Origin of the sequence: Herbaspirillum frisingense (assembly GCF_047325095.1) — a bacterium.
GTDB lineage: Bacteria > Pseudomonadota > Gammaproteobacteria > Burkholderiales > Burkholderiaceae_D > Herbaspirillum > Herbaspirillum frisingense.
Genome location: NZ_CP168558.1, coordinates 2224136 through 2243582 on the forward strand (window position 1 = coordinate 2224136; position 19447 = coordinate 2243582).

Below are 19447 nucleotides of genomic sequence, written 5' to 3' on the forward strand. Positions count from 1 at the left end.
CGCGTCTTTCCGTCCTGGTCCCGACCGCAAGCATCATGACTACAGCTCTCACCAATCTGCTGGATATGGATCCCGCGCAACTCGTCGCGTACTGCGGCGAGTTGGGTGAGAAGCCGTTTCGTGCCAAGCAGTTGCAGCGTTGGATACACCAGTTCGGGGTGTCTGATTTCGATCAGATGACCGATCTGGCCAAATCGCTGCGCGACAAATTGAAGACCCGCGCCGAAGTGCGTGCGCCGGCCATCATCAGTGACCATACTTCCACCGACGGTACACGCAAGTGGCTGGTCGACGTGGGCCAGGGCAATGCGGTGGAAACCGTGTTCATTCCTGAAGAAAATCGCGGCACGCTGTGCGTTTCCACGCAGGCGGGCTGTGCCGTGAATTGCCGATTCTGCTCGACCGGCAAGCAGGGCTTCAACCGCAATCTGACCGTTGCCGAGATCATCGGCCAGCTGTGGATGGCGGAATTCGAATTGCGCAAGACCAAGGGTATCGAGGGCGGTCCCAAGGGCGAGCGCCAGATTACCAACGTGGTGATGATGGGCATGGGCGAGCCGCTGCTCAACTTCGAGCCGACCGTGACCGCCTTGCGCCTGATGCTGGACGACAATGCCTATGGCCTGTCGCGCCGTCGCGTGACCTTGTCCACCAGCGGCGTGGTGCCGATGATCGACAAGCTGTCCCAGGAGTGCCCGGTGGCGCTGGCGGTGTCGCTGCATGCCTCCAACGATGCGCTGCGCGATTCGCTGATCCCGCTGAACCGCAAGCACCCCCTGCGCGAGCTGATGCTGGCATGCAAGCGCTATCTCGAATTCGCGCCGCGTGACTTCATCACCTTCGAGTATTGCATGCTTGATGGCGTCAATGACACCGACACCCATGCCCGCGAACTGGTCGCGCTGGTGAAGGAAGGCGAGACGGCCATCCCGTGCAAGTTCAACCTGATCCCCTTCAATCCCTTCCCCGAGTCGGGCCTGAAGCGTTCCCACAATCCCCGCATCAAGGCGTTCGCGCAAATCCTGATGGATGCCGGTATCGTGACCACCATCCGCAAGACGCGTGGTGACGACATCGACGCTGCCTGCGGGCAGTTGGCCGGTGAGGTCAAGGACCGCACCCGGGTGCAGGAGCGTATGCAGAAGATGGCGGAGTATCAGGACAAGTACGGCCGTGATTTCGGCCGCATCGTGGAGATCTCCGGGTGACGGCAAGGGGCCTGGATACCCTGGCTGGTTGCGCATCACCAGCCCTTGCCGTGGTGGCGAGGGCAGATGCACCTCTTTTTTTCGAATCCGTTGCAGGGGCGTCGATGTTGCGCTGGGGCGCAAGCATCGCACGTCCTTTTTGTGTTCTTGTTGAAATGATTGCGTGTGCTGCCGCTGAGCGGCAGGGCATGCTGAAGTGGTCGAAATTCCCGGGAGGGGCGCGACGCGGGTCGCGCAGGGGCGCTCCAGAAGAATCCGGCCAGGGCCGGTTAAAAAAAAGCTTTTCCATGTGGAGCATTTGATGAGTGATCAACAAATGAACGAAATGTCGTCGCAACAACCGCAGGATGCAGGTCAATCGTCCCAGGCCGTCCTCTTGCCGGGTGCCATGCTGGCCGCAGCACGCCAGAAGAAGGGCTGGTCGGTGGAGCAGGTGGCCAGCCTGGTCAAGCTGGCGCCGCGCCAGATCCAGGCCATCGAGGCCGACAATTACGCCGCCCTGCCTGGCCTGGCCGTGGCGCGGGGCTTCGTGCGCAGCTATGCCAAGGTGCTGGGGCTGGACGCCAATGCCTTGACCGCTGCCATGCCGCAGGAGTCGGCCGTGGCGCAGCGCGATCACATCGTGCCGCAGCATTCGCTGTCCACGCCTTTCTCGGAAGGACCGTTGCCGGCCATGATGATGAGCACCCGCGGCAATAGCTCGGCCTTGCCCATCCTGGCGGGCGTGATCGTAGTCGCCTTGCTGGCCGGTGCGGCTGCGGTGCGCTGGACCGATCTGGGGGCAGCCGTGCCGCAACTGGCCTGGTTGAAGTCGCACAAGAGCGAAGCGTCGGCCCCGGAAGCGGCGCAGAACGCTGAAGCCGTCTCTTCCGATACACCGGTCAATGCCCGTGTCGATACGATTGTCGAGCCGACCGGAAATGAGGCGGCCAAGGAATCATCGGCTGCTGCCACCGCAACGCCCGCGCCCGCTCCGGTAGCGTCCGTCGCTGCTCCTGTGGAGGCGGCGACTCCGGCCGCTGCGCAACCGGCTTCGACCGTGACGGCGGCGCCTGCTTCGGCCACATCGTCCTCATCGTCTTCATCGTCTTCATCGCCCTCGTCGTCTGCCCAGATGGCCGCGACCACTGTTCCCAGTGGCCTGAACATCGTCAACAGCAAGGACCTGCTGCGTCTGACCTTCCGCGAGGACTCCTGGGTCGAGATCCGTCGTGCCGACAAGAGCACCGTGATTTCGCGCCTGCTCAAGGCTGGCACCACCGAAACCTTCGACGTCTCCGACGCCACGACCCTGATCATCGGCAATGCCTCCGGCGTCGACGCCACCTTGCGCGGCCAGCCGCTGAACCTGAAATCCCCGGGCGGCAGCAACGTCGCACGGCTGAACCTGAACTGAACCGTCTGCCTATCATGTCTTCCTCCCCGATCGCTTCCGGGCCGCTGGCCCGCCGCAACAGCCGCCGCGTGATCATCAGCCACGGTGCGCGGGAGATCGTTGTCGGCGGTGGTGCGCCGGTGATGGTGCAATCCATGACCAACACCGATACCGCCGACGCCATCGGGACGGCGATCCAGATCAAGGACCTGGCCCGCGCCGGTTCCGAAATAGTCCGGCTGACCGTCAATACGCCCGAAGCGGCGGCAGCGGTGCCGGCCATTCGCGAGCAACTCGACCGCATGGGCGTGGATGTGCCGCTGGTGGGCGATTTCCACTACAACGGCCACACCCTGTTGACCGACTATCCCGAGTGTGCCCAGGCGCTCTCCAAGTACCGCATCAATCCCGGCAACGTCGGCAAGGGTGCCAAGCGCGACACCCAGTTCGCCCAGATGATCGAAGTGGCCTGCAAGTATGGCAAGCCGGTGCGCATCGGCGTCAACTGGGGCAGCCTGGACCAGGCGCTGCTGGCGCGCATCATGGATGAGAACGCCGGGCGTGCCGAACCCTGGTCGGCGCAGGCGGTGATGTACGAAGCACTGGTCACCTCGGCCATCGAAAACGCCCAGCGTGCAGAAGAGCTGGGCATGGCCGGCGACAAGATCATCCTGTCCTGCAAGGTCTCCGGTGTGCAGGACCTGATCGCGGTCTATCGCGAACTGGCACGCCGTTGCGACTATCCCTTGCACCTGGGTCTGACCGAGGCCGGCATGGGCAGCAAGGGCATCGTGGCCTCCACTGCCGCGCTGTCGGTGCTGCTGCAGGAAGGTATCGGCGACACCATCCGTATTTCGCTCACCCCCGAACCGGGCGGCGATCGTACCAAGGAAGTGGTGGTCGGCCAGGAAATCCTGCAGACCATGGGCCTGCGCAAGTTCACCCCCATGGTGATCGCCTGCCCAGGTTGCGGTCGCACCACCTCCACCGTGTTCCAGGACCTGGCAGACAAGATCCAGACCTTCCTGCGCGAGCAGATGCCGGTATGGAAGGGCAAGTACCCTGGTGTGGAGGCCATGAATGTGGCCGTGATGGGTTGCATCGTCAACGGCCCGGGTGAGTCCAAGCACGCCAATATCGGCATCAGCCTGCCCGGCACCGGCGAATCCCCGGCGGCACCGGTGTTCATCGATGGGGAAAAGAAGATGACCCTGCGCGGCGAACGCATCGCCGAGGAATTCCAGAACGTGGTGCTGCAATACGTCGAATCACACTATGGCCAGGGCAGCCATGCCTGATTGAGCTGCAGGATTGGGCTGCAGCTTGGGCCGCCCAGCGTGGCTGGAGGCGGCAGGCCATGCGTTACACTTGCCCACTTGCGCTGGACCGCTCGCATGAATGATGCGACAGGTGACAGCTTCCAGAATTGAAGTTTCAAGACAACACTCTCCGGTATTCGGTATGTCAGAACAAAAGAAAGTCGAAAAAATCGTTGGCGTCAAAGGGATGAACGACATCCTGCCCGCCGATGCGCCCTTGTGGGAGCTGTTCGAGAACACCGTGCAATCGGTGCTCAAGAGCTATGGTTTCCAGCAGATCCGCACCCCTATCGTCGAACCGACCGCGCTGTTCGCACGCGGCCTGGGCGAGGTGACCGATATCGTCGAGAAGGAAATGTATTCCTTCACCGACTCCATGAACGGCGACAACCTGACCCTGCGTCCGGAAAACACCGCCGGCGTGGTGCGTGCCGCCCTTGAGCACAACCTGACCTATGACGGCCCAAAGCGCCTGTGGTACGTCGGCCCCATGTTCCGCCACGAGCGTCCGCAGCGCGGTCGTTATCGCCAGTTCCACCAGGTCGGAGCGGAGGCGGTCGGCTTCAGCGGCCCGGATATCGATGCCGAACTGATCATGATGTGCCAGCGCCTGTGGGATGACCTCGGCCTGTCCGACATCCGCCTGGAGCTGAACTCGATCGGCAACGCCGAAGAGCGCAACAAGCACCGTGCCGACCTGATCGCCTATTTCGAGCAGCACAAGGACCTGCTGGACACCGACGCCCAGCGCCGCCTGCACGCCAATCCGCTGCGCATCCTCGACACCAAGAATCCGACCATGCAGGAAATGGTCAACGCCGCCCCCAAGCTGCTCGACTACCTGGGCGAGGAGTCCCGCGCGCACTTCGAAGGCGTACAGAAGATCCTGCGCCACAACAACATTCCGTTCACCATCAATCCGCGCCTGGTGCGCGGCATGGACTACTACAACCGTACCGTGTTCGAGTGGGTCACCGACCAGCTGGGCTCGCAAGGCACGGTCTGTGGCGGCGGCCGCTACGACCCGCTGATCGAAATGTTCGGCGGCAAGCCGACGCCGGCCTGCGGTTTTGCCATGGGCGTGGAGCGCCTGCTGGAGCTGATGAAGGCCAACGGCGAGCAATATGCGCCCAACCAGTGCGATGTCTATCTGGTTCACCAGGGTGATGATGCCCAGCTGCAATCTTTCGTCCTGGCGGAACGTTTGCGGACTGCCGGGCTCGATGTTGTGCTACATTGCGCATCGTCCAATGGTGGTGGTTCGTTCAAGGCGCAGATGAAGCGCGCCGACGCCAGCGGCGCCGCCTTCGCCATCATCATCGGCGAGGACGAGCTCAAGGCAGGCACTGCCACCGTCAAGCACATGCGCGAAGGCAACGCCGAGGAAGGGCGCGCCAACCAGAGCAACATGGCATTCGATGCCGTGGTCGACTACATCGTGGAGCAGATCGTCGGCGACCACGACCACGATCATGATCACGTGCACTACCACCCCTGAGCAAGCGTCATCCGTCAACACAGTTTTCTAATCGCAGAGTTACATGGCATACGATCTCGAAGAACAAGAACAGCTTGATTCCATCAAGGCCTGGTGGGCGAAGTACGGCAACCTGGTGACCTGGGCGCTGATCATCGCGCTGGCCGCCTATGCAGCCTGGACGGGCTGGAACACCTACCAGGCCCGCCAGTCCGGACAGGCCTCGGTGTTGTACGAAGAGCAGCAGAAGTCGTTCGCCGCCAAGGACAATGCCAAGGTGCAGCGCGCTGCCAGCGACATCCAGGACAAGTTCAGCGGCACGGCCTACGCCGAGATGAGCGCCCTGGTGGCTGCCCGTTCGGCCTTCGATGCCAATGACATCGAGACCGCCAAGAAGCAGTTGCAATGGGTGATCGATCACGGTCGCGGCAAGGAATACAAGGTCATCGCCGCAGTGCGCCTGGCTGGCGTGCTGCTGGATGCGAAGTCCTATGATGAAGCCTTGAAGCTGCTCTCCGCCGACTATCCGGCCCAGTTTGCCGGTGCCATCGCCGACCGCAAGGGTGATGTGCTGCTGGCCCAGGGCAAGCGCGATGAAGCGCGCGCCGCCTACAAGCTGGCCCTGGAAAAGAGCGACGCCAAGGACCCCGGTCGCCAGCTCATCCAGATCAAGCTGGACGCCATCGGCGGCGAAGCGCCCAAGGCCTGATCGGCTGACTGATATCGCGCCGGCATGATCTCCGCCACGGCGGGCGTCGTGCCTGCCGCCCGGGTTGCGGAGAGCAGCCCGGGAATTGAACCGCAATCCCACCGCGAATCCATTCATCGCTTAGAGGAAACAGAATATGCGTAGTGTGACAGCCACCGCTGCCCAGGCAACATCCTTTGCTCGTTCCCCTCGCACCGGTAAGCTGGTGCTGAAGCTGGCTGCGGTTGCAGCCGTGGTTACCTTGTCCGGCTGCTCGCTGTTTTCCAGCAAGAAGGATCCGAATCCGCCGGCACCGCTGGTCGAATTCACGCAGAAACTGCGCGTACAGACCGCCTGGTCGGTCTCGGTGGGCAAATCCGGCAGCTTCCAGTTCAGCCCGGCCTACGCCGCCGGCAGCATCTTTGCCGCTGCCAATGATGGCAGCGTGGTCCGCATCAACGCCCAGAACGGCCAGACCCTGTGGCGCAGCCGTACCGACATGGACCTGACCGCCGGTGTCGGCACCGATGGCAGCACCGTGGTGGTGGTGGGCCAGAAGGGCCGTATCCAGGCTTTCGATGCTGCTTCCGGCAAGCCTACCTGGAACGCCCAGGCGCCCAGCGAGGTGCTATCCTCGCCGGCAGTGGGTGAAGGTCTGGTGGTCATCCGCAGCATCGACAACCGCGTGACGGCGTATGATGCCGACAATGGCAGCCAGCGCTGGATGGTCCAGCGCAACGTGCCCTCGCTGACGCTGCGCAATGCGCCGGGCATCGCGATCGGTTCGCAGACTGCCTTCGTGGCGCTGCCAGGTGGCCGTCTGTCGGCCCTGGCTCTGAATAACGGCGGTCCGCGCTGGGAAGTGCCGGTCGGCGATCCGCGCGGCACCACCGAGCTTGAGCGTATTTCCGATGTGTCCGGTGTGCCGGCGCTGGGTTCGCGTGATATCTGCGCCGCGTCCTACCAGGGCCGTATCGGTTGCTTCGACTTGTTGAATGGCAATGTGCGCTGGATCAAGGAATTCTCCAGTGACGTCGGCGTCAATCTGGACGATGCCTATGTCTATGCCGCCGATATCGGCGGTGCCGTCACCGAATTCGCCCGCGATACCGGTGCCGTCATCTGGCGCAACGATCGTCTGAAGAATCGCATGCTGTCGGCCCCGATCGCCGTGGGCAAGGCGGTGGCAGTGGCTGACTACCAGGGCTATATTCACTTCCTGTCGCGTGAAGATGGTGCCTTCGTGGCGCGTCTGTCCACCGACGGTAGCGCAATCCAGGCGCCTCCGGTCTCGACCGGGTCGTCTGTCGTTTTCCAAACCAAATCAGGAACAGTGGTCTCCGTCGTCGCTGAATAAGTGACGAACGACCCTTAAAGAAAAGAAATGAAACCGGTAATTGCACTTGTAGGCCGTCCCAACGTCGGCAAATCGACGTTGTTCAACAGGCTCACCCGCAGCCGCGATGCGCTGGTGGCGGACCTGCCCGGCCTGACGCGCGATCGTCACTACGGCGAAGGCCGGGTCGGCGAACGTCCGTTCCTGGTGATCGATACCGGTGGCTTCGAACCCGTCGCCAAGGACGGGATCATGTATGAAATGGCCAAGCAGACCAAGCAGGCCGTGGTCGAGGCCGATGTCGTGGTCTTCATCGTCGACGGCCGCCAGGGGCTTACGCCGCACGACAAGACCATCACCGACTTCCTGCGCAAATGCGGACGCTCGGTGATGCTGGTGGTCAACAAGTCCGAAGGCATGAAGTACACCTCGGTCACGGCCGATTTCTACGAACTGGGCATGGGCGATCCTTACGTGATCTCTGCTGCCCATGGTGATGGCGTGGCCGATCTGGTGGAGGAAGCACTGGACCAGATCGAAGCCCAGCGCGCCCAGGAGCCGGAGCCGGAAGAGGCTGCCGTGCGCGGCACCAAGATCGCCATCGTCGGCCGCCCCAACGTCGGCAAGTCGACCCTGGTCAATACCTTGCTGGGCGAAGAGCGTGTGATCGCCTTCGACATGCCCGGCACCACCCGTGACTCGATCGAGATCCCATTCGAGCGCGAAGGCCGTCACTACACCCTGATCGACACCGCAGGCATCCGCCGCCGCGGCAAGGTGTTCGAAGCCATCGAGAAGTTTTCGGTGGTCAAGACCCTGAAATCGATTTCAGACGCCAACGTCGTGCTGCTGCTGCTGGACGCCCAGCAGGACATCTCCGAACAGGACGCCCACATTGCCGGCTTCGTGCTGGAGTCGGGCAGGGCGCTGGTGGTCGGGGTGAACAAATGGGATGGCATGCAGAGTGACCAGCGCGACCAGATCAAGATGGATCTGGAGCGCAAGCTCAATTTCCTGTCCTTCGCCAAATTCCACTTCATCTCGGCGCTGAAGTCGACCGGCATCGGCCCGCTGATGAAATCCATCGATTCGGCCTACGCCGCCGCCATGGCCAAGCTGAGCACGCCGCGCCTGACCCGTGCGCTGGAAGAGGCGCTGGAGCACCAGCAGCCGCGTCGCAAGGGTTCGATCCGTCCCAAGCTGCGCTATGCGCACCAGGGTGGTCAGAACCCGCCGGTGGTGGTGATCCACGGCAATGCCCTGGAAGCCATCGACGACAACTATAAGAGATATCTGGAAAAGCACTTCCGGGAAACTTTCTCTCTGGTGGGCACTCCACTGCGTATCGAGTTCAAGTCGGGCAAGAATCCTTTCATCCGGCAGGAAAAATAAATCGTAAACCTGCTATTCGATCAATGTTTTTGGCGTTGGAGCGAAAATCGTTTAAATTGAATAGCATAAAGTTGGTAAAGCACTTGATATTCTTTGAAGTGCCTCCAAGTCCTAATCACAACAACACCGTGGAGCTGCCATGAGCAACAAAGGGCAATTGTTACAAGACCCATTCCTGAACGCATTGAGAAAAGAGCACGTTCCCGTCTCTATCTATCTGGTCAACGGCATCAAGCTGCAAGGCCATGTGGAGTCTTTCGATCAATACGTGGTCCTGCTGCGCAACACCGTTACGCAAATGGTTTACAAACACGCCATCTCCACCGTCGTGCCTGCACGTGCGGTCAACCTCAGTCTCGAATCCTCGTCCGACGAATAATGGTCTACCTGGCCGGCTTGACGCCGTGGGCATTCTGACATGCGTGCCGCGTTAGTCGGCCTGGACTTCGGCAAGAACGACTTCGCCGCAAGTCTGGATGAGCTCTTCCTTTTGGCAAAATCGGCTGGTGCAGAACCGGTGATCACCATCACCGGTCGTCGCGCCAGCCCGGATGCCGCTCTCTTCGTTGGTACCGGCAAGGCACAGGAAATCGCCGACGCCGTCGCCGACCTCCAGCTCGAACTGGTCATCTTCAACCATGCCCTGTCACCGGCCCAGCAACGCAACCTGGAGCGGGTGCTCAAGGTCCGTGTGCTCGACCGTACCAGCCTGATCCTTGATATCTTTGCGCAGCGCGCCAAGAGCCACGAGGGCAAGGTGCAGGTCGAACTGGCCCAGCTACAGCATCTCTCGACCCGTCTCATTCGCGGCTGGACCCACCTGGAACGGCAAAAGGGCGGTATCGGCCTGCGCGGTCCCGGTGAAACCCAGCTGGAAACCGACCGCCGCCTCCTGGGCGAGCGCGTCAAGGCGCTGCGCGCCGTGCTGGCCAAGCTGCGTCGGCAGCATGCCACCCAGCGTCGTGCGCGTGGGCGCAGCGAAACCTTCTCGGTCTCGCTGGTGGGTTATACCAACGCCGGCAAGTCGACCATCTTCAATGCCATGGCCAAGGCGGGCGTGTATGCCGCCAACCAGCTTTTTGCCACGCTGGACACGACCTCACGTCGCGTCTACCTGGGCGAGGTGGGACACGTGGTCATTTCCGACACCGTCGGCTTCATCCGCGAACTGCCGCACCAACTGGTGGAAGCCTTCCGTGCCACGCTGGAAGAAACCATCCATGCCGACCTGCTGCTGCACGTGGTGGATGCCGCCAGCCCGGTGCGGATGGAGCAGATCGACGAGGTCAACCTGGTCTTGAAGGAAATCGGCGCTGACCACGTGCCCCAGATCCTGGTCTGGAACAAGATCGACGCTGCCGGCCTGGAACCGGCGGTCGAGTATGACGAGTATGGTAAAATCCAGCGGGTTTTCGTCAGTGCCAAGTCTGGTGCTGGCCTGGATCTGCTGCGCGAAGCGATCGCCGCTTCGCTCAAGGCCGCCTTGGAGGCCAGGGGTCGCAGCCGTTCCACGCCAGTCGATTCCGTAGACATGCACGCCTGAGCCGTTCGAGGGGACGGCCTTTCGCACGTTCCCGGCGCGCATTCCTCCTTGATTCTCTTAATCCATCACTTCAGACGGATCGCAAACGCATGCTTGTGTCTTTATTCAGGAAAATCGGTGTCAAGTTTTCGTTGAACGACCCCCAATGGGGACGTGGTTCGCAAAACGACAACCGCGAGAATCAGAATAACGGAAGTAACGGCGACAAACGGCCCGAAAAACCGTCCGGCAACAACGACGGTCCGCCCGACCTCGACCAGCTCTGGCGCGACTTCAACCAGCGCGTCGCCGGCCTGCTCGGCCGCAAGGGTGGTGGTGGCTCCGATGGCGGTAACGGTGGCGGCGGCTTCAATCGCGGCGACGTCAAGGGCGCCGGCATCGGTGTGGGCGTCATCGCCGTCATCGTCGCCTTCCTCTGGCTGGCCAGTGGCTTCTTCATCGTGCAGGAAGGCCAGACCGCCGTGGTCACCACCTTCGGCCGCTACAGCCACACCACGCTGCCGGGCTTCAACTGGCGCTGGCCTTACCCCATCCAGGGCCACGAAATCGTCAACATGTCCCAGGTGCGTACCGCCGAGATCGGCTACCGCGGCAGCGTGCGCAACAAGCAGCTGAAAGAATCCCTGATGCTCACCGATGATGAAAACATCATCGACATCCAGTTCGCCGTCCAGTACAAGCTCAAGAATGCCGCCGAATGGCTGTTCAACAACCGCGATCCGGACGATTCCGTGCGCCAGGTCGCTGAAACCGCCATCCGCGAAATCGTCGGTCGCAGCAAGATGGATTTCGTCCTCTACGAAGGCCGTGAAAAGGTCGCGCTGGACGTGAGCCAGCGCATGCAGCAGATCCTGGATCGCTACAAGTCCGGTGTGCAGATCACCAACGTCACCATGCAAGGCGTGCAACCGCCCGAACAGGTACAGGCTGCCTTCGACGACGCCGTCAAGGCCGGTCAGGACCGTGAGCGCCTCAAGAACGAAGGCCAGGCCTATGCCAACGACGTGATCCCGCGCGCCTCCGGTGCCGCCTCGCGTCTGCTGGAAGAAGCTGAAGCCTACCGCTCCCGCGTGGTGGCCAATGCCGAAGGTGATGCCTCGCGCTTCACCCAGGTGCAGGAAGCCTATGCCAAGGCCCCGGCCGTCACCCGCGACCGCATGTACATCGAGACCATGCAGCAGATCTTCGCCAATACCACCAAGGTCATGGTCGATGCCAAATCAGGCAGCAACCTTCTGTACCTGCCGCTGGACAAGCTGATCCAGCAAAGCGGCAGCGACGCGGCTCCGGCCGCCGGCAAGCAGCAGGCGCCCGCGGCCACTCAACCGTCGCTGGGCGCAGCGTCCTCCAATTCGACTGCAGGAAACGACACTGTGTATTCTTCCGAGCTGATGCGTGATACCAGAAACCGCGATCCCCGTGAGTCGCGTGAAAGGGAGGTGCGCTGATGGGCCGCCTCGTCACTTCCGTCATCGTCGCCGTCGTCGCGATCTGGCTGGCCTCTTCCACCATCTTCGTGGTGGACCAGCGTTCTTCGGCCATCGTCTTCGCCCTGGGCGAAGTCAAGCAGGTCATCAACGAGCCTGGCCTGCACTTCAAGCTGCCGCCGCCGTTCCAGAACGTGATGTACCTGGACAAGCGCATCCAGACCCTGGATACCCCGGACGCCGACCGTTTCATCACGGCTGAAAAGATGAACGTGCTGGTCGATGCCTACGTCAAGTGGCGCATCGTCGATCCGCGCCTGTACTTCGTCAGCTTCGGCGCTGACGAGCGCCGTACCCAGGACCGCCTGTCGCAGATCGTCAAGGCCGCGCTGAACGATGAAATCACCAAGCGTACCGTGCGCGAAGTCATCTCCAGCCAGCGCAACAACGTCATGGATGCCATCCAGGCCCGCGTGGCCAACGAGGCCAAGCAGATCGGCGTGGAAGTCATCGATGTGCGTCTGCGTCGCGTGGACTACGTGGACCAGATCAACGCCTCGGTGTTCGAGCGCATGAAGTCCGAACGCGTGCGCGTGGCCAACGAACTGCGTTCCACCGGTGCAGCCGAATCGGAAAAGATCCGCGCCGATGCCGACCGCCAGCGCGTGGTGATCCTGGCCGAAGCCTATCGTGAATCCGAAAAGATTCGCGGTGCCGGCGACGCCAAGGCCTCCCAGATCTATGCCCAGGCTTTCAGCCAGAATGCCGATTTCTACAAGTTCTATCGCAGCCTGGAGGCTTACCGCGCCAGCTTCAAGAACCGTCACGATCTGATGGTGGTAGACCCGAGCTCGGAGTTCTTCAAATACTTCAAGGGTGTGGGTGGCAACACCACCAGCGCTGCAAAGAAGTAAAAATCCGCCGAACAGGCGATAATGTGAAGCTTCCTGCGCCGCCTCCGAGTGAAGCGGGCAGGGCGAACAGGATGGATGCCGCTGGTAGAGGGCATCTTTCCTTTTTTGGTCGGACACAATGTTCCGGGATGCAATTTTCCCGGGATGCAAGAAGAGGGGCGGCAGCTTTTCCTGTACCGCCCCGGTTTTTCGTCTGGCCGCTTGTTATTGCCGTGGTGGCCATTGCCATGATGGCCGTCGCAATGCACATCGCCGGTCCACGTATCCGTTTTTTTAGCTTTGACTTTTGTTTATGCCTAACTGGCTTCTTCCCGAAAACATCGCCGATGTCTTGCCCTCCGAAGCGCGCAAGATCGAGGAACTGCGTCGCCGCCTGCTCGACAATTTCCGCCTCTATGGCTACGAAATGGTCATGCCGCCGCTGCTGGAGTACCTTGAATCCCTGCTCACCGGGGCCGGCCAGGACACCGACCTGCGCACCTTCAAGCTGGTCGACCAGCTCTCCGGTCGTACCCTCGGCGTGCGCGCCGACATGACTACCCAGGTGGCGCGTATCGACGCCCACCTGCTCAATCGCGCTTCCGTGACCCGCCTGTGCTATGCCGGCAGCGTCCTGCATACCCGCCCGACCGGCCTGCATGCTACGCGCGAACCGATCCAGATCGGCGCCGAGATTTACGGTCATGCCGGCATCGAAGCCGATGCCGAAATCCAGGAACTGGCCTTGAATTCGCTGGCCCTGGCCGGCATGCGCACCATCCGCCTGGACCTGTGCCACGTGGGCGTATTGCGCGCCATCATCGCCAATGACCCCGCCGCCAAGCGTCAGGAAGCCAACCTGTTCGGCCTGCTGCAGGCCAAGGACGTGCCTGGCCTGCAGGAAATCACCGCCGGCTTCCAGGAAGGCACCCGTGCCGCGTTGCTGGCCCTGCCCAACCTGTACGGCGACATCTCCGTCATCGCCCGCGCCCGCATCACCCTGCCGGCGCTGCCCGGCATCGGCCAGGCGCTGGACGAGCTGCAGGCCCTGGTGGAACTGGCTGCCGGCCATGAAGGTGCGGCCGTTACCATCGATCTGGCCGACCTGCGCGGTTATCATTACCACAGCGGCGTGATGTTCTCCGCCTATGTGCCGGGCCTGCCCAATGCGGTGGTGCGCGGCGGCCGCTACGACCATGTGGGTGAAGCCTTCGGCCGTGCGCGGCCGGCTACCGGCTTCTCCCTGGACCTGCGTGAACTGGCACGACTGATGCCAGGCGCAGAACGAAAACGCGCCATCCTTGCCCCTTGGGGTAGGGACGCCGGTCTGCGTGAGAAAATAGCGCAATTGCGGCAAGCGGGAGAGATCGTGATCCAAAGCCTTCCCGGCCACGAACACGATCAGGACGAATTCGATTGCGACCGTGCACTCGAATTCAGCAATGGAAACTGGATTATCAAAAACTTGGGTTGAGTCATGTTACAGAACAGCAATGCAAAGAATGTCGTCGTCATCGGTACGCAATGGGGCGACGAAGGTAAGGGCAAGATCGTCGATTGGCTGACCGATCACGCGCAAGGCGTGGTGCGTTTCCAGGGCGGCCACAATGCCGGCCACACGCTGGTCATCGGTGGCAAGAAGACTGCGCTGCAACTGATTCCCTCGGGCATCATGCGCGAAGGCGTGGCCTGCTACATCGGCAATGGCGTGGTGCTGTCGGTGCCCGACCTGCTGCGCGAGATCGACAAGCTCGAAGCCGCCGGCGTGGAAGTGTGCTCGCGCCTGAAGGTGTCGGACGCCTGTCCCCTGATCCTGCCCTATCACGTGGCCCTCGACGTGGCCCGCGAAGCCGCCCGTGGCGATGCCAAGATCGGCACCACCGGCAAGGGCATCGGCCCGGCCTATGAAGACAAGGTGGCCCGTCGCGCCATCCGCGTGGCCGACCTGCTCAACGAAAAGCGCTTTGCCGAGAAGCTGCTGGCCAACCTGGACTACCACAACTTCGTCCTGACCCACTACCTGAAGACCCAGCCGGTGGACTTCCAGAAGACCCTGGACGAAGCCCTGGCCAACGTGCCGCGTATCAAGCCCATGGTCACCGACGTCTCCAGCGACCTGTACGCCATCCATCAGGCCGGCGGCAAGATCCTGTTCGAAGGCGCGCAAGGCAGCCTGCTGGACGTGGACCACGGCACCTACCCGTTCGTCACCTCCAGCAACTGCGTGGCCGGCAATGCCGCCGCCGGTGCGGGCGTGGGCCCGGGCATGCTGCACTACATCATGGGCATCACCAAGGCCTACACCACCCGTGTCGGTTCCGGCCCGTTCCCGGCCGAACTGCCCACTGATGTCGGCACCGGCAAGCACCTGGCCTCGGTCGGCCATGAATTCGGTACCGTTACTGGCCGTGCCCGCCGTTGCGGCTGGTTCGATGCCGCGCTGCTGAAGCGCTCGGTACAGATCAACGGTGTCTCCGGCATGTGCCTGACCAAGCTGGACGTGCTGGACGGCCTGGAATCGCTGAAGCTGTGCACCGGCTACAAGTTGAACGGCAAGACCGTCGACATCTTCCCGGTCGGCGCCGAAGAAGCCGCAGCCTGCGAACCGATCTACGAAGAGATGCCGGGCTGGTCCGAGACCACCGTCGGCGCCAAGTCGCTGGATGCACTGCCGGCCAATGCCCGTGCCTACATCAAGCGCATCGAGGAACTGGTGGGCGTGCCCATCGACATGATCTCCACCGGTCCCGACCGCGAAGAGACCATCGTCCTGCGTCACCCGTTCAAGTAATCAGGCCATCGCCGTAACACGTAACAAAGCAACACGAAGCAATCAATAATATGAAGATCTCTGACGATAAAGACCTCTGGGTCTCCTGGGATGACTACAACCGCCTGATCGAACGACTGGCGCTGAAGGTCTATGAATCCGGCTACCAGTTTGACCAGGTGCTGTGCCTGGCGCGCGGCGGCCTGCGCCCGGGTGATGTGATGTCCCGCATTTTCGATGTCCCGCTGGCCATCCTCTCGACCAGCTCCTACCGCGAAGCTGCCGGCACCATCCGCAGCTCGCTGGACATCGCCAAGTACATCACCATCACCAAGGGAACTCTGGGTGGCCGCATCCTGCTGGTGGACGACCTGGTCGATTCCGGCGTCACCCTGCAAAAGGTGATGCTGCACCTGAAGGAGCACTACCCGGCCGTCACCGAGATCAAGAGTGCCGTGTTGTGGTGGAAGGCCTGCTCGGTCGTGGAACCCGATTTCCACATCGACTACCTGCCCACCAATCCGTGGATCCACCAGCCCTTCGAAGAGTACGACGGTCTGGGCCCGCACCAGCTGGCGGCCTGGATCAAGAAGGGTGCCTGAGCATCGTCTTCACCAACGATGCTTCAGATGTGAAAAGAGCTTGCCGCGGCAAGCTCTTTTTTTGTCCGTCGTATGGATCCGTCGTACTTGTCTGATGCGCGGATCGGGACCATCAGGACCAGGGAATGACCTTCTGCTCCTTGAAGGTATCGAAGAGCCGGTAGAACATCTGCTCCGTCTCCACGTATTCATGGAAACCAAGCCGGCGCGCCTTGCTGCCATCGCCGAACATGTCGTAATCCCAGGAGAACACGAAATCGGCAAATTCCCAGGCCGACAGTGAAGCATAAGGATGCGTCTTCAGTCCATGCGCGGTGACGATACGTTCCCACAAGGGCGCCTTGTCCGCCATCACCTCGGCCAGTTTCAGCGGCAGCGGCGGCCCCACTTCCATGCCGAAATACTGCGCGATCCTGGGCCACATCTCGCTCCAGCGGAACAGGTCGCCATTTCCGATATTGAAGGCCTGGTTGGCCGCCGCCTCGTGGGTGGCCGCCCAGACCGTGCCCTTGGCCAGCAGGCCGGCATCGGTCATCTCCAGCAGCCTGTCATAGGCTCCGGGCTTGCCGGGAAATCGCAGCGGCAAGCCCATCGCCTTGGACATGCAGGCATACAGCGCAATGGCCAGCGCCAGGTTCATGGGATTGCCCAGCGCGGCGCCACCCACCACCGCCGGGCGTGGCGCCGACCAGCTCCAGCAGCGGCCGGAATCGATGCGCCGCTGTTCCAGCCAGCGCTGCTGGTCGAACATGAATTCGGGCGGCATGAACTGTGCATCAGTTTCGCGTGCCGGTGTCTTGAAGGGACCCAGATGGCCGCCATACACCTTGTAGCCCTGCATCAGGCTCACGTGCTGCAGCCCTGGCGCGTGCTTCTCCACCGCCTCCACCGTGTTCTGCAGCATGGCCAGGTTGGGCGCCACCAGCTCGGCCCAGCTGGGACGATGCTGGTAGGCGGCGTAGAACACATGGCTGACCTGTTCCAGCGGCGCCAGCTGGCGCTCGGTTTGACCGGCATCGAGCAGATCGACGGCGACGTGGCGCAGGCGATCCTGCTTGCGGTTTTCGCCGCCACGACGCGACAGGCCGATCACCTCCCATTGCGGCAGGGACAGCAGGTGGGTCATCAACTGACTGCCGATCACGCCGTGGGCACCGACCACCAGGGCGGTCTTGCGCGGGGTTGCGTTCGGGGACATGTGAGCCTCCCCCGGTTCAGCAGGTTTCGGTACGCTGGCCGGCGGGGGCGCGCACCGGCTTGCCATCCATTTTCCAGCTCAGCAGGGCCACCGCGATGCCTGCCAGCGGCAGCAGGGCGGCTACATAGGGAACGGCATGCAGGCCCGGGCCGTGGTCGATGGTCACGCCGCCCAGCCAGGCCCCGGCCGCATTGCCCAGGTTGAAGGCCGCGATATTGGCCGAGGACGCCAGGTTGGGCGCGCCGGTCGCCTTTTCCAGCACCCGCATCTGCAGCGGCGGCACGGTAGCGAAGGCCGCCACGCCCATCAGCCCGACGCCGACGATGGCTGCGATCTTGTTGCCGTTGGTCAGGCCGAACAGCACCAGCACTACCGCCAGCAGCACCAGGCTGCCCAGCAGCGTGGCCATCAGGCGCTTGTCGGCCAGCTTGCCACCGGCCAGGTTGCCGATCACCAGCCCCAGGCCGAACAGCAGCAGGATGGGCGACACGGCAGACGCCGGGAAGCCGCTGATATCGGTCAAGATCGGGGCGATATAGGTGAAGGCCGCGAACACGCCACCGAAGCCCAGCACCGTCATCAGCAGGCCCAGCATCACCTGCGGGCGCATCAGTACGCGCACTTCCTTGCCGAAGTCAGCCTCTTCACCGCCTTGCGAACGCGGCACCAGCACGGCGGTGGCGGCCAGGGCGATCACCCCGATCACGGTCACTGCCCAGAAGGTGGCGCGCCAGCCGTAGCTCTGGCCCAGCCAGGTGCCGAAAGGCACGCCCAGCACATTGGCCACCGTCAGGCCGGTGAACATCAGCGCGATGGCAGAGGCCTGCTTTTCCTTGGGGACCAGGCTGGTGGCCACCACCGAGCCGACCCCGAAGAACGCGCCGTGGGCAAAGGATGCCACCACCCGGCCCAGCATCAGCGTGGCGTAACCCGGCGCAATGGCACAGGCCAGGTTGCCGATGACGAAGACCACCATCAGGGCAATCAGCAGCGTCTTGCGCGGCAGGCGGCCGGTGGTGGCAGTCACCAGCGGTGCGCCCACGAACACGCCCAGCGCGTAGCCGGTCACCAGCAGACCGGCCGAGGACAGGCTCACGCCCAGGTTGGAGGCCACTTCCGGCAGCAGCCCCATGATGACGAACTCGGTAGTCCCGATGGCGAATGCGCTGATGGTCAGCGCCCAAAGTGCAATTGGCATGGCAATCCTCTTGTTGTGGTGTGGAGTAGGCCGGCTTCTCCAGTTGGATTGCCAGCGATGTGAAGGATTGTGCGCGCAGTCTTTGTTGAGAAAAATGCCGTTACAATCAAAGAATATTTGATCCGGAGTCAACAATGAATATCCAGTCCGAGGAATTGCGCACCTTCGTCGCCGTGGTCGAGGCCGGCACCCTGTCGGCGGCGGCCGAAGTGCTGGAGCAGACCACCTCCGGCGTGAGCCGCGCGCTATCGCGGCTGGAAGAAAAACTGGGCGCCAGCCTGCTGACCCGCACTACCCGCCGCATGGAGCTGACCGAAGAGGGCGGGGCCTTCCTGGAACAGGCCCGGGCCATCCTCGCAGCCATGGAGCAGGCTGAAGAAACGGTGCGCATGCGCACCCGCAAGCCGGTCGGCAAGCTGCGCGTGGACGCCGCCGTGCCCTTCATGCTGCACTGTATCGTCCCGCATGTCGGTGCCTTTCGCGAGGCCTATCCAGACATCGAACTGGAGCTCACCACCAATGACCGCTTCATCGACCTGGTGGAGCAGCGTGCCGACATCGCCATCCGCATCGGCGAACTGCAGGATTCGACCTTGCACGCACGTTCCCTCAGTTCGGCCCGGCTCAACATCGTCGCCAGCCCCGGCTATCTGGCCCGTCACGGCGCCCCGGATTCGGTGGAGGCACTGGAGCAGCACCAGCTGATCGGCTTTTCCCAACCGGACATCCTCAATCATTGGCCCCTGCGCCACAGCGCCGGCGACCGCTACCAGACCCGGCCGGCCTTGCGCGCTTCCAGCGGTGAGACCATCCGCCAGCTGGCGCTGACGGGGCAGGGCATCGCCTGCCTCTCCAGTTTCATGACCGACGACGATATCGCGGCAGGACGGCTGGTGCGCCTGTTGGCGCAGAACGATAGTGGCTTCCGCCAGAAGATTTCAGCGGTCTACTATCACAACACCCAGCTGTCGCGCCGCATCAGCTGCTTCCTCGATTTTTTGCAGTGCAAGCTTTAAATCGG

17 protein-coding genes are annotated in these 19447 nt (G+C 62.5%); 15 read left to right on the forward strand and 2 right to left on the reverse strand.

The features are described from left to right. The first annotated feature begins 35 nt into the window (after positions 1–35). The 14 genes from rlmN to ACEOAC_RS10440 all read left to right on the forward strand — a co-directional run bounded on the left by rlmN (position 36) and on the right by ACEOAC_RS10440 (position 16030). Positions 36–1208 carry a 23S rRNA (adenine(2503)-C(2))-methyltransferase RlmN gene (rlmN, locus tag ACEOAC_RS10375; protein WP_039875259.1) on the forward strand — a complete coding sequence of 391 codons (1173 nt, stop codon included), beginning with the start codon at positions 36–38 and terminating at the stop codon, positions 1206–1208. A gap of 301 nt (positions 1209–1509) precedes the next feature. Further along, a complete protein-coding gene (locus ACEOAC_RS10380) occupies positions 1510–2604 on the forward strand; it encodes a helix-turn-helix domain-containing protein (protein WP_241812549.1) in 1095 nt (364 codons plus the stop codon). Positions 2605–2618: 14 nt separating this feature from the next. After that, the gene (ispG, locus tag ACEOAC_RS10385; protein WP_241812548.1) at positions 2619–3881 is read left to right on the forward strand and encodes a flavodoxin-dependent (E)-4-hydroxy-3-methylbut-2-enyl-diphosphate synthase; all 1263 of its coding nucleotides are present in this window, start codon (positions 2619–2621) and stop codon (positions 3879–3881) included. Between the two features lie 163 nt (positions 3882–4044). Beyond that, positions 4045–5400: a histidine--tRNA ligase gene (gene hisS / locus ACEOAC_RS10390; protein WP_077235655.1), complete on the forward strand. Its 1356-nt coding sequence runs from the start codon at positions 4045–4047 to the stop codon at positions 5398–5400. A 43-nt stretch (positions 5401–5443) separates the two neighbouring features. Then, positions 5444–6088, forward strand: a complete 645-nt coding sequence (locus ACEOAC_RS10395) for a YfgM family protein (RefSeq protein WP_413443864.1) — start codon at positions 5444–5446, stop codon at positions 6086–6088. A 136-nt stretch (positions 6089–6224) separates the two neighbouring features. Continuing rightward, on the forward strand, positions 6225–7424 hold the full coding sequence (gene bamB / locus ACEOAC_RS10400; protein ID WP_077235653.1) for an outer membrane protein assembly factor BamB: 1200 nt from the start codon (positions 6225–6227) through the stop codon (positions 7422–7424). A 27-nt stretch (positions 7425–7451) separates the two neighbouring features. Next, entirely contained in the window at positions 7452–8795 is a 1344-nt protein-coding gene (der, locus tag ACEOAC_RS10405) for a ribosome biogenesis GTPase Der (RefSeq protein ID WP_006463310.1), read from the forward strand. Positions 8796–8934: 139 nt separating this feature from the next. Then, positions 8935–9174: an RNA chaperone Hfq gene (gene hfq, locus ACEOAC_RS10410; RefSeq protein ID WP_006463311.1), complete on the forward strand. Its 240-nt coding sequence runs from the start codon at positions 8935–8937 to the stop codon at positions 9172–9174. 39 nt (positions 9175–9213) lie between these two features. Next, a complete protein-coding gene (gene hflX / locus ACEOAC_RS10415) occupies positions 9214–10338 on the forward strand; it encodes a GTPase HflX (RefSeq protein WP_006463312.1) in 1125 nt (374 codons plus the stop codon). Between the two features lie 89 nt (positions 10339–10427). Further along, positions 10428–11786 carry an FtsH protease activity modulator HflK gene (gene hflK / locus ACEOAC_RS10420; RefSeq protein ID WP_413443863.1) on the forward strand — a complete coding sequence of 453 codons (1359 nt, stop codon included), beginning with the start codon at positions 10428–10430 and terminating at the stop codon, positions 11784–11786. Then, positions 11786–12679: a protease modulator HflC gene (gene hflC / locus ACEOAC_RS10425; RefSeq protein WP_006463314.1), complete on the forward strand. Its 894-nt coding sequence runs from the start codon at positions 11786–11788 to the stop codon at positions 12677–12679. Before hflK ends, hflC begins: the two co-directional genes overlap by 1 nt. A 292-nt stretch (positions 12680–12971) precedes the next feature. Further along, positions 12972–14132 carry an ATP phosphoribosyltransferase regulatory subunit gene (locus ACEOAC_RS10430; protein WP_241812547.1) on the forward strand — a complete coding sequence of 387 codons (1161 nt, stop codon included), beginning with the start codon at positions 12972–12974 and terminating at the stop codon, positions 14130–14132. A gap of 3 nt (positions 14133–14135) precedes the next feature. Further along, positions 14136–15449 carry an adenylosuccinate synthase gene (locus tag ACEOAC_RS10435; protein WP_006463316.1) on the forward strand — a complete coding sequence of 438 codons (1314 nt, stop codon included), beginning with the start codon at positions 14136–14138 and terminating at the stop codon, positions 15447–15449. Positions 15450–15499: 50 nt separating this feature from the next. Then, positions 15500–16030 (forward strand): phosphoribosyltransferase, encoded by a 531-nt coding sequence (locus ACEOAC_RS10440; protein ID WP_077235649.1) that lies wholly within the window; start codon positions 15500–15502, stop codon positions 16028–16030. Between the two features lie 112 nt (positions 16031–16142). On the opposite strand, the gene ACEOAC_RS10445 is transcribed toward ACEOAC_RS10440, so the two are convergent. Continuing rightward, positions 16143–17228, reverse strand: a complete 1086-nt coding sequence (locus tag ACEOAC_RS10445) for an SDR family oxidoreductase (RefSeq protein ID WP_413443862.1) — start codon at positions 17226–17228, stop codon at positions 16143–16145. A gap of 16 nt (positions 17229–17244) precedes the next feature. Continuing rightward, positions 17245–18426 carry an MFS transporter gene (locus ACEOAC_RS10450; RefSeq protein WP_413443861.1) on the reverse strand — a complete coding sequence of 394 codons (1182 nt, stop codon included), beginning with the start codon at positions 18424–18426 and terminating at the stop codon, positions 17245–17247. A gap of 134 nt (positions 18427–18560) precedes the next feature. Between ACEOAC_RS10450 and ACEOAC_RS10455 the strand changes: the two genes are divergently transcribed. Then, the gene (locus tag ACEOAC_RS10455; protein ID WP_413443860.1) at positions 18561–19442 is read left to right on the forward strand and encodes a LysR substrate-binding domain-containing protein; all 882 of its coding nucleotides are present in this window, start codon (positions 18561–18563) and stop codon (positions 19440–19442) included. The last annotated feature ends 5 nt before the right edge of the window (positions 19443–19447 follow it).

What these genes read in the sequence shown, in the direction of transcription:
- hflK (WP_413443863.1), top strand. Translation starts at nt 10,428, where the DNA reads ATGCTTGTGTCTTTATTCAGGAAAATCGGTGTCAAGTTTTCGTTGAAC.
- ACEOAC_RS10395 (WP_413443864.1), top strand. Translation starts at nt 5,444, where the DNA reads ATGGCATACGATCTCGAAGAACAAGAACAGCTTGATTCCATCAAGGCC.
- hfq (WP_006463311.1), top strand. Translation starts at nt 8,935, where the DNA reads ATGAGCAACAAAGGGCAATTGTTACAAGACCCATTCCTGAACGCATTG.
- ispG (WP_241812548.1), top strand. Translation starts at nt 2,619, where the DNA reads ATGTCTTCCTCCCCGATCGCTTCCGGGCCGCTGGCCCGCCGCAACAGC.
- ACEOAC_RS10445 (WP_413443862.1), bottom strand. Translation starts at nt 17,228, where the DNA reads ATGTCCCCGAACGCAACCCCGCGCAAGACCGCCCTGGTGGTCGGTGCC.
- der (WP_006463310.1), top strand. Translation starts at nt 7,452, where the DNA reads ATGAAACCGGTAATTGCACTTGTAGGCCGTCCCAACGTCGGCAAATCG.
- ACEOAC_RS10455 (WP_413443860.1), top strand. Translation starts at nt 18,561, where the DNA reads ATGAATATCCAGTCCGAGGAATTGCGCACCTTCGTCGCCGTGGTCGAG.
- hisS (WP_077235655.1), top strand. Translation starts at nt 4,045, where the DNA reads ATGTCAGAACAAAAGAAAGTCGAAAAAATCGTTGGCGTCAAAGGGATG.
- bamB (WP_077235653.1), top strand. Translation starts at nt 6,225, where the DNA reads ATGCGTAGTGTGACAGCCACCGCTGCCCAGGCAACATCCTTTGCTCGT.
- hflC (WP_006463314.1), top strand. Translation starts at nt 11,786, where the DNA reads ATGGGCCGCCTCGTCACTTCCGTCATCGTCGCCGTCGTCGCGATCTGG.
- ACEOAC_RS10435 (WP_006463316.1), top strand. Translation starts at nt 14,136, where the DNA reads ATGTTACAGAACAGCAATGCAAAGAATGTCGTCGTCATCGGTACGCAA.
- ACEOAC_RS10380 (WP_241812549.1), top strand. Translation starts at nt 1,510, where the DNA reads ATGAGTGATCAACAAATGAACGAAATGTCGTCGCAACAACCGCAGGAT.
- ACEOAC_RS10440 (WP_077235649.1), top strand. Translation starts at nt 15,500, where the DNA reads ATGAAGATCTCTGACGATAAAGACCTCTGGGTCTCCTGGGATGACTAC.
- ACEOAC_RS10430 (WP_241812547.1), top strand. Translation starts at nt 12,972, where the DNA reads ATGCCTAACTGGCTTCTTCCCGAAAACATCGCCGATGTCTTGCCCTCC.
- rlmN (WP_039875259.1), top strand. Translation starts at nt 36, where the DNA reads ATGACTACAGCTCTCACCAATCTGCTGGATATGGATCCCGCGCAACTC.
- hflX (WP_006463312.1), top strand. Translation starts at nt 9,214, where the DNA reads ATGCGTGCCGCGTTAGTCGGCCTGGACTTCGGCAAGAACGACTTCGCC.
- ACEOAC_RS10450 (WP_413443861.1), bottom strand. Translation starts at nt 18,426, where the DNA reads ATGCCAATTGCACTTTGGGCGCTGACCATCAGCGCATTCGCCATCGGG.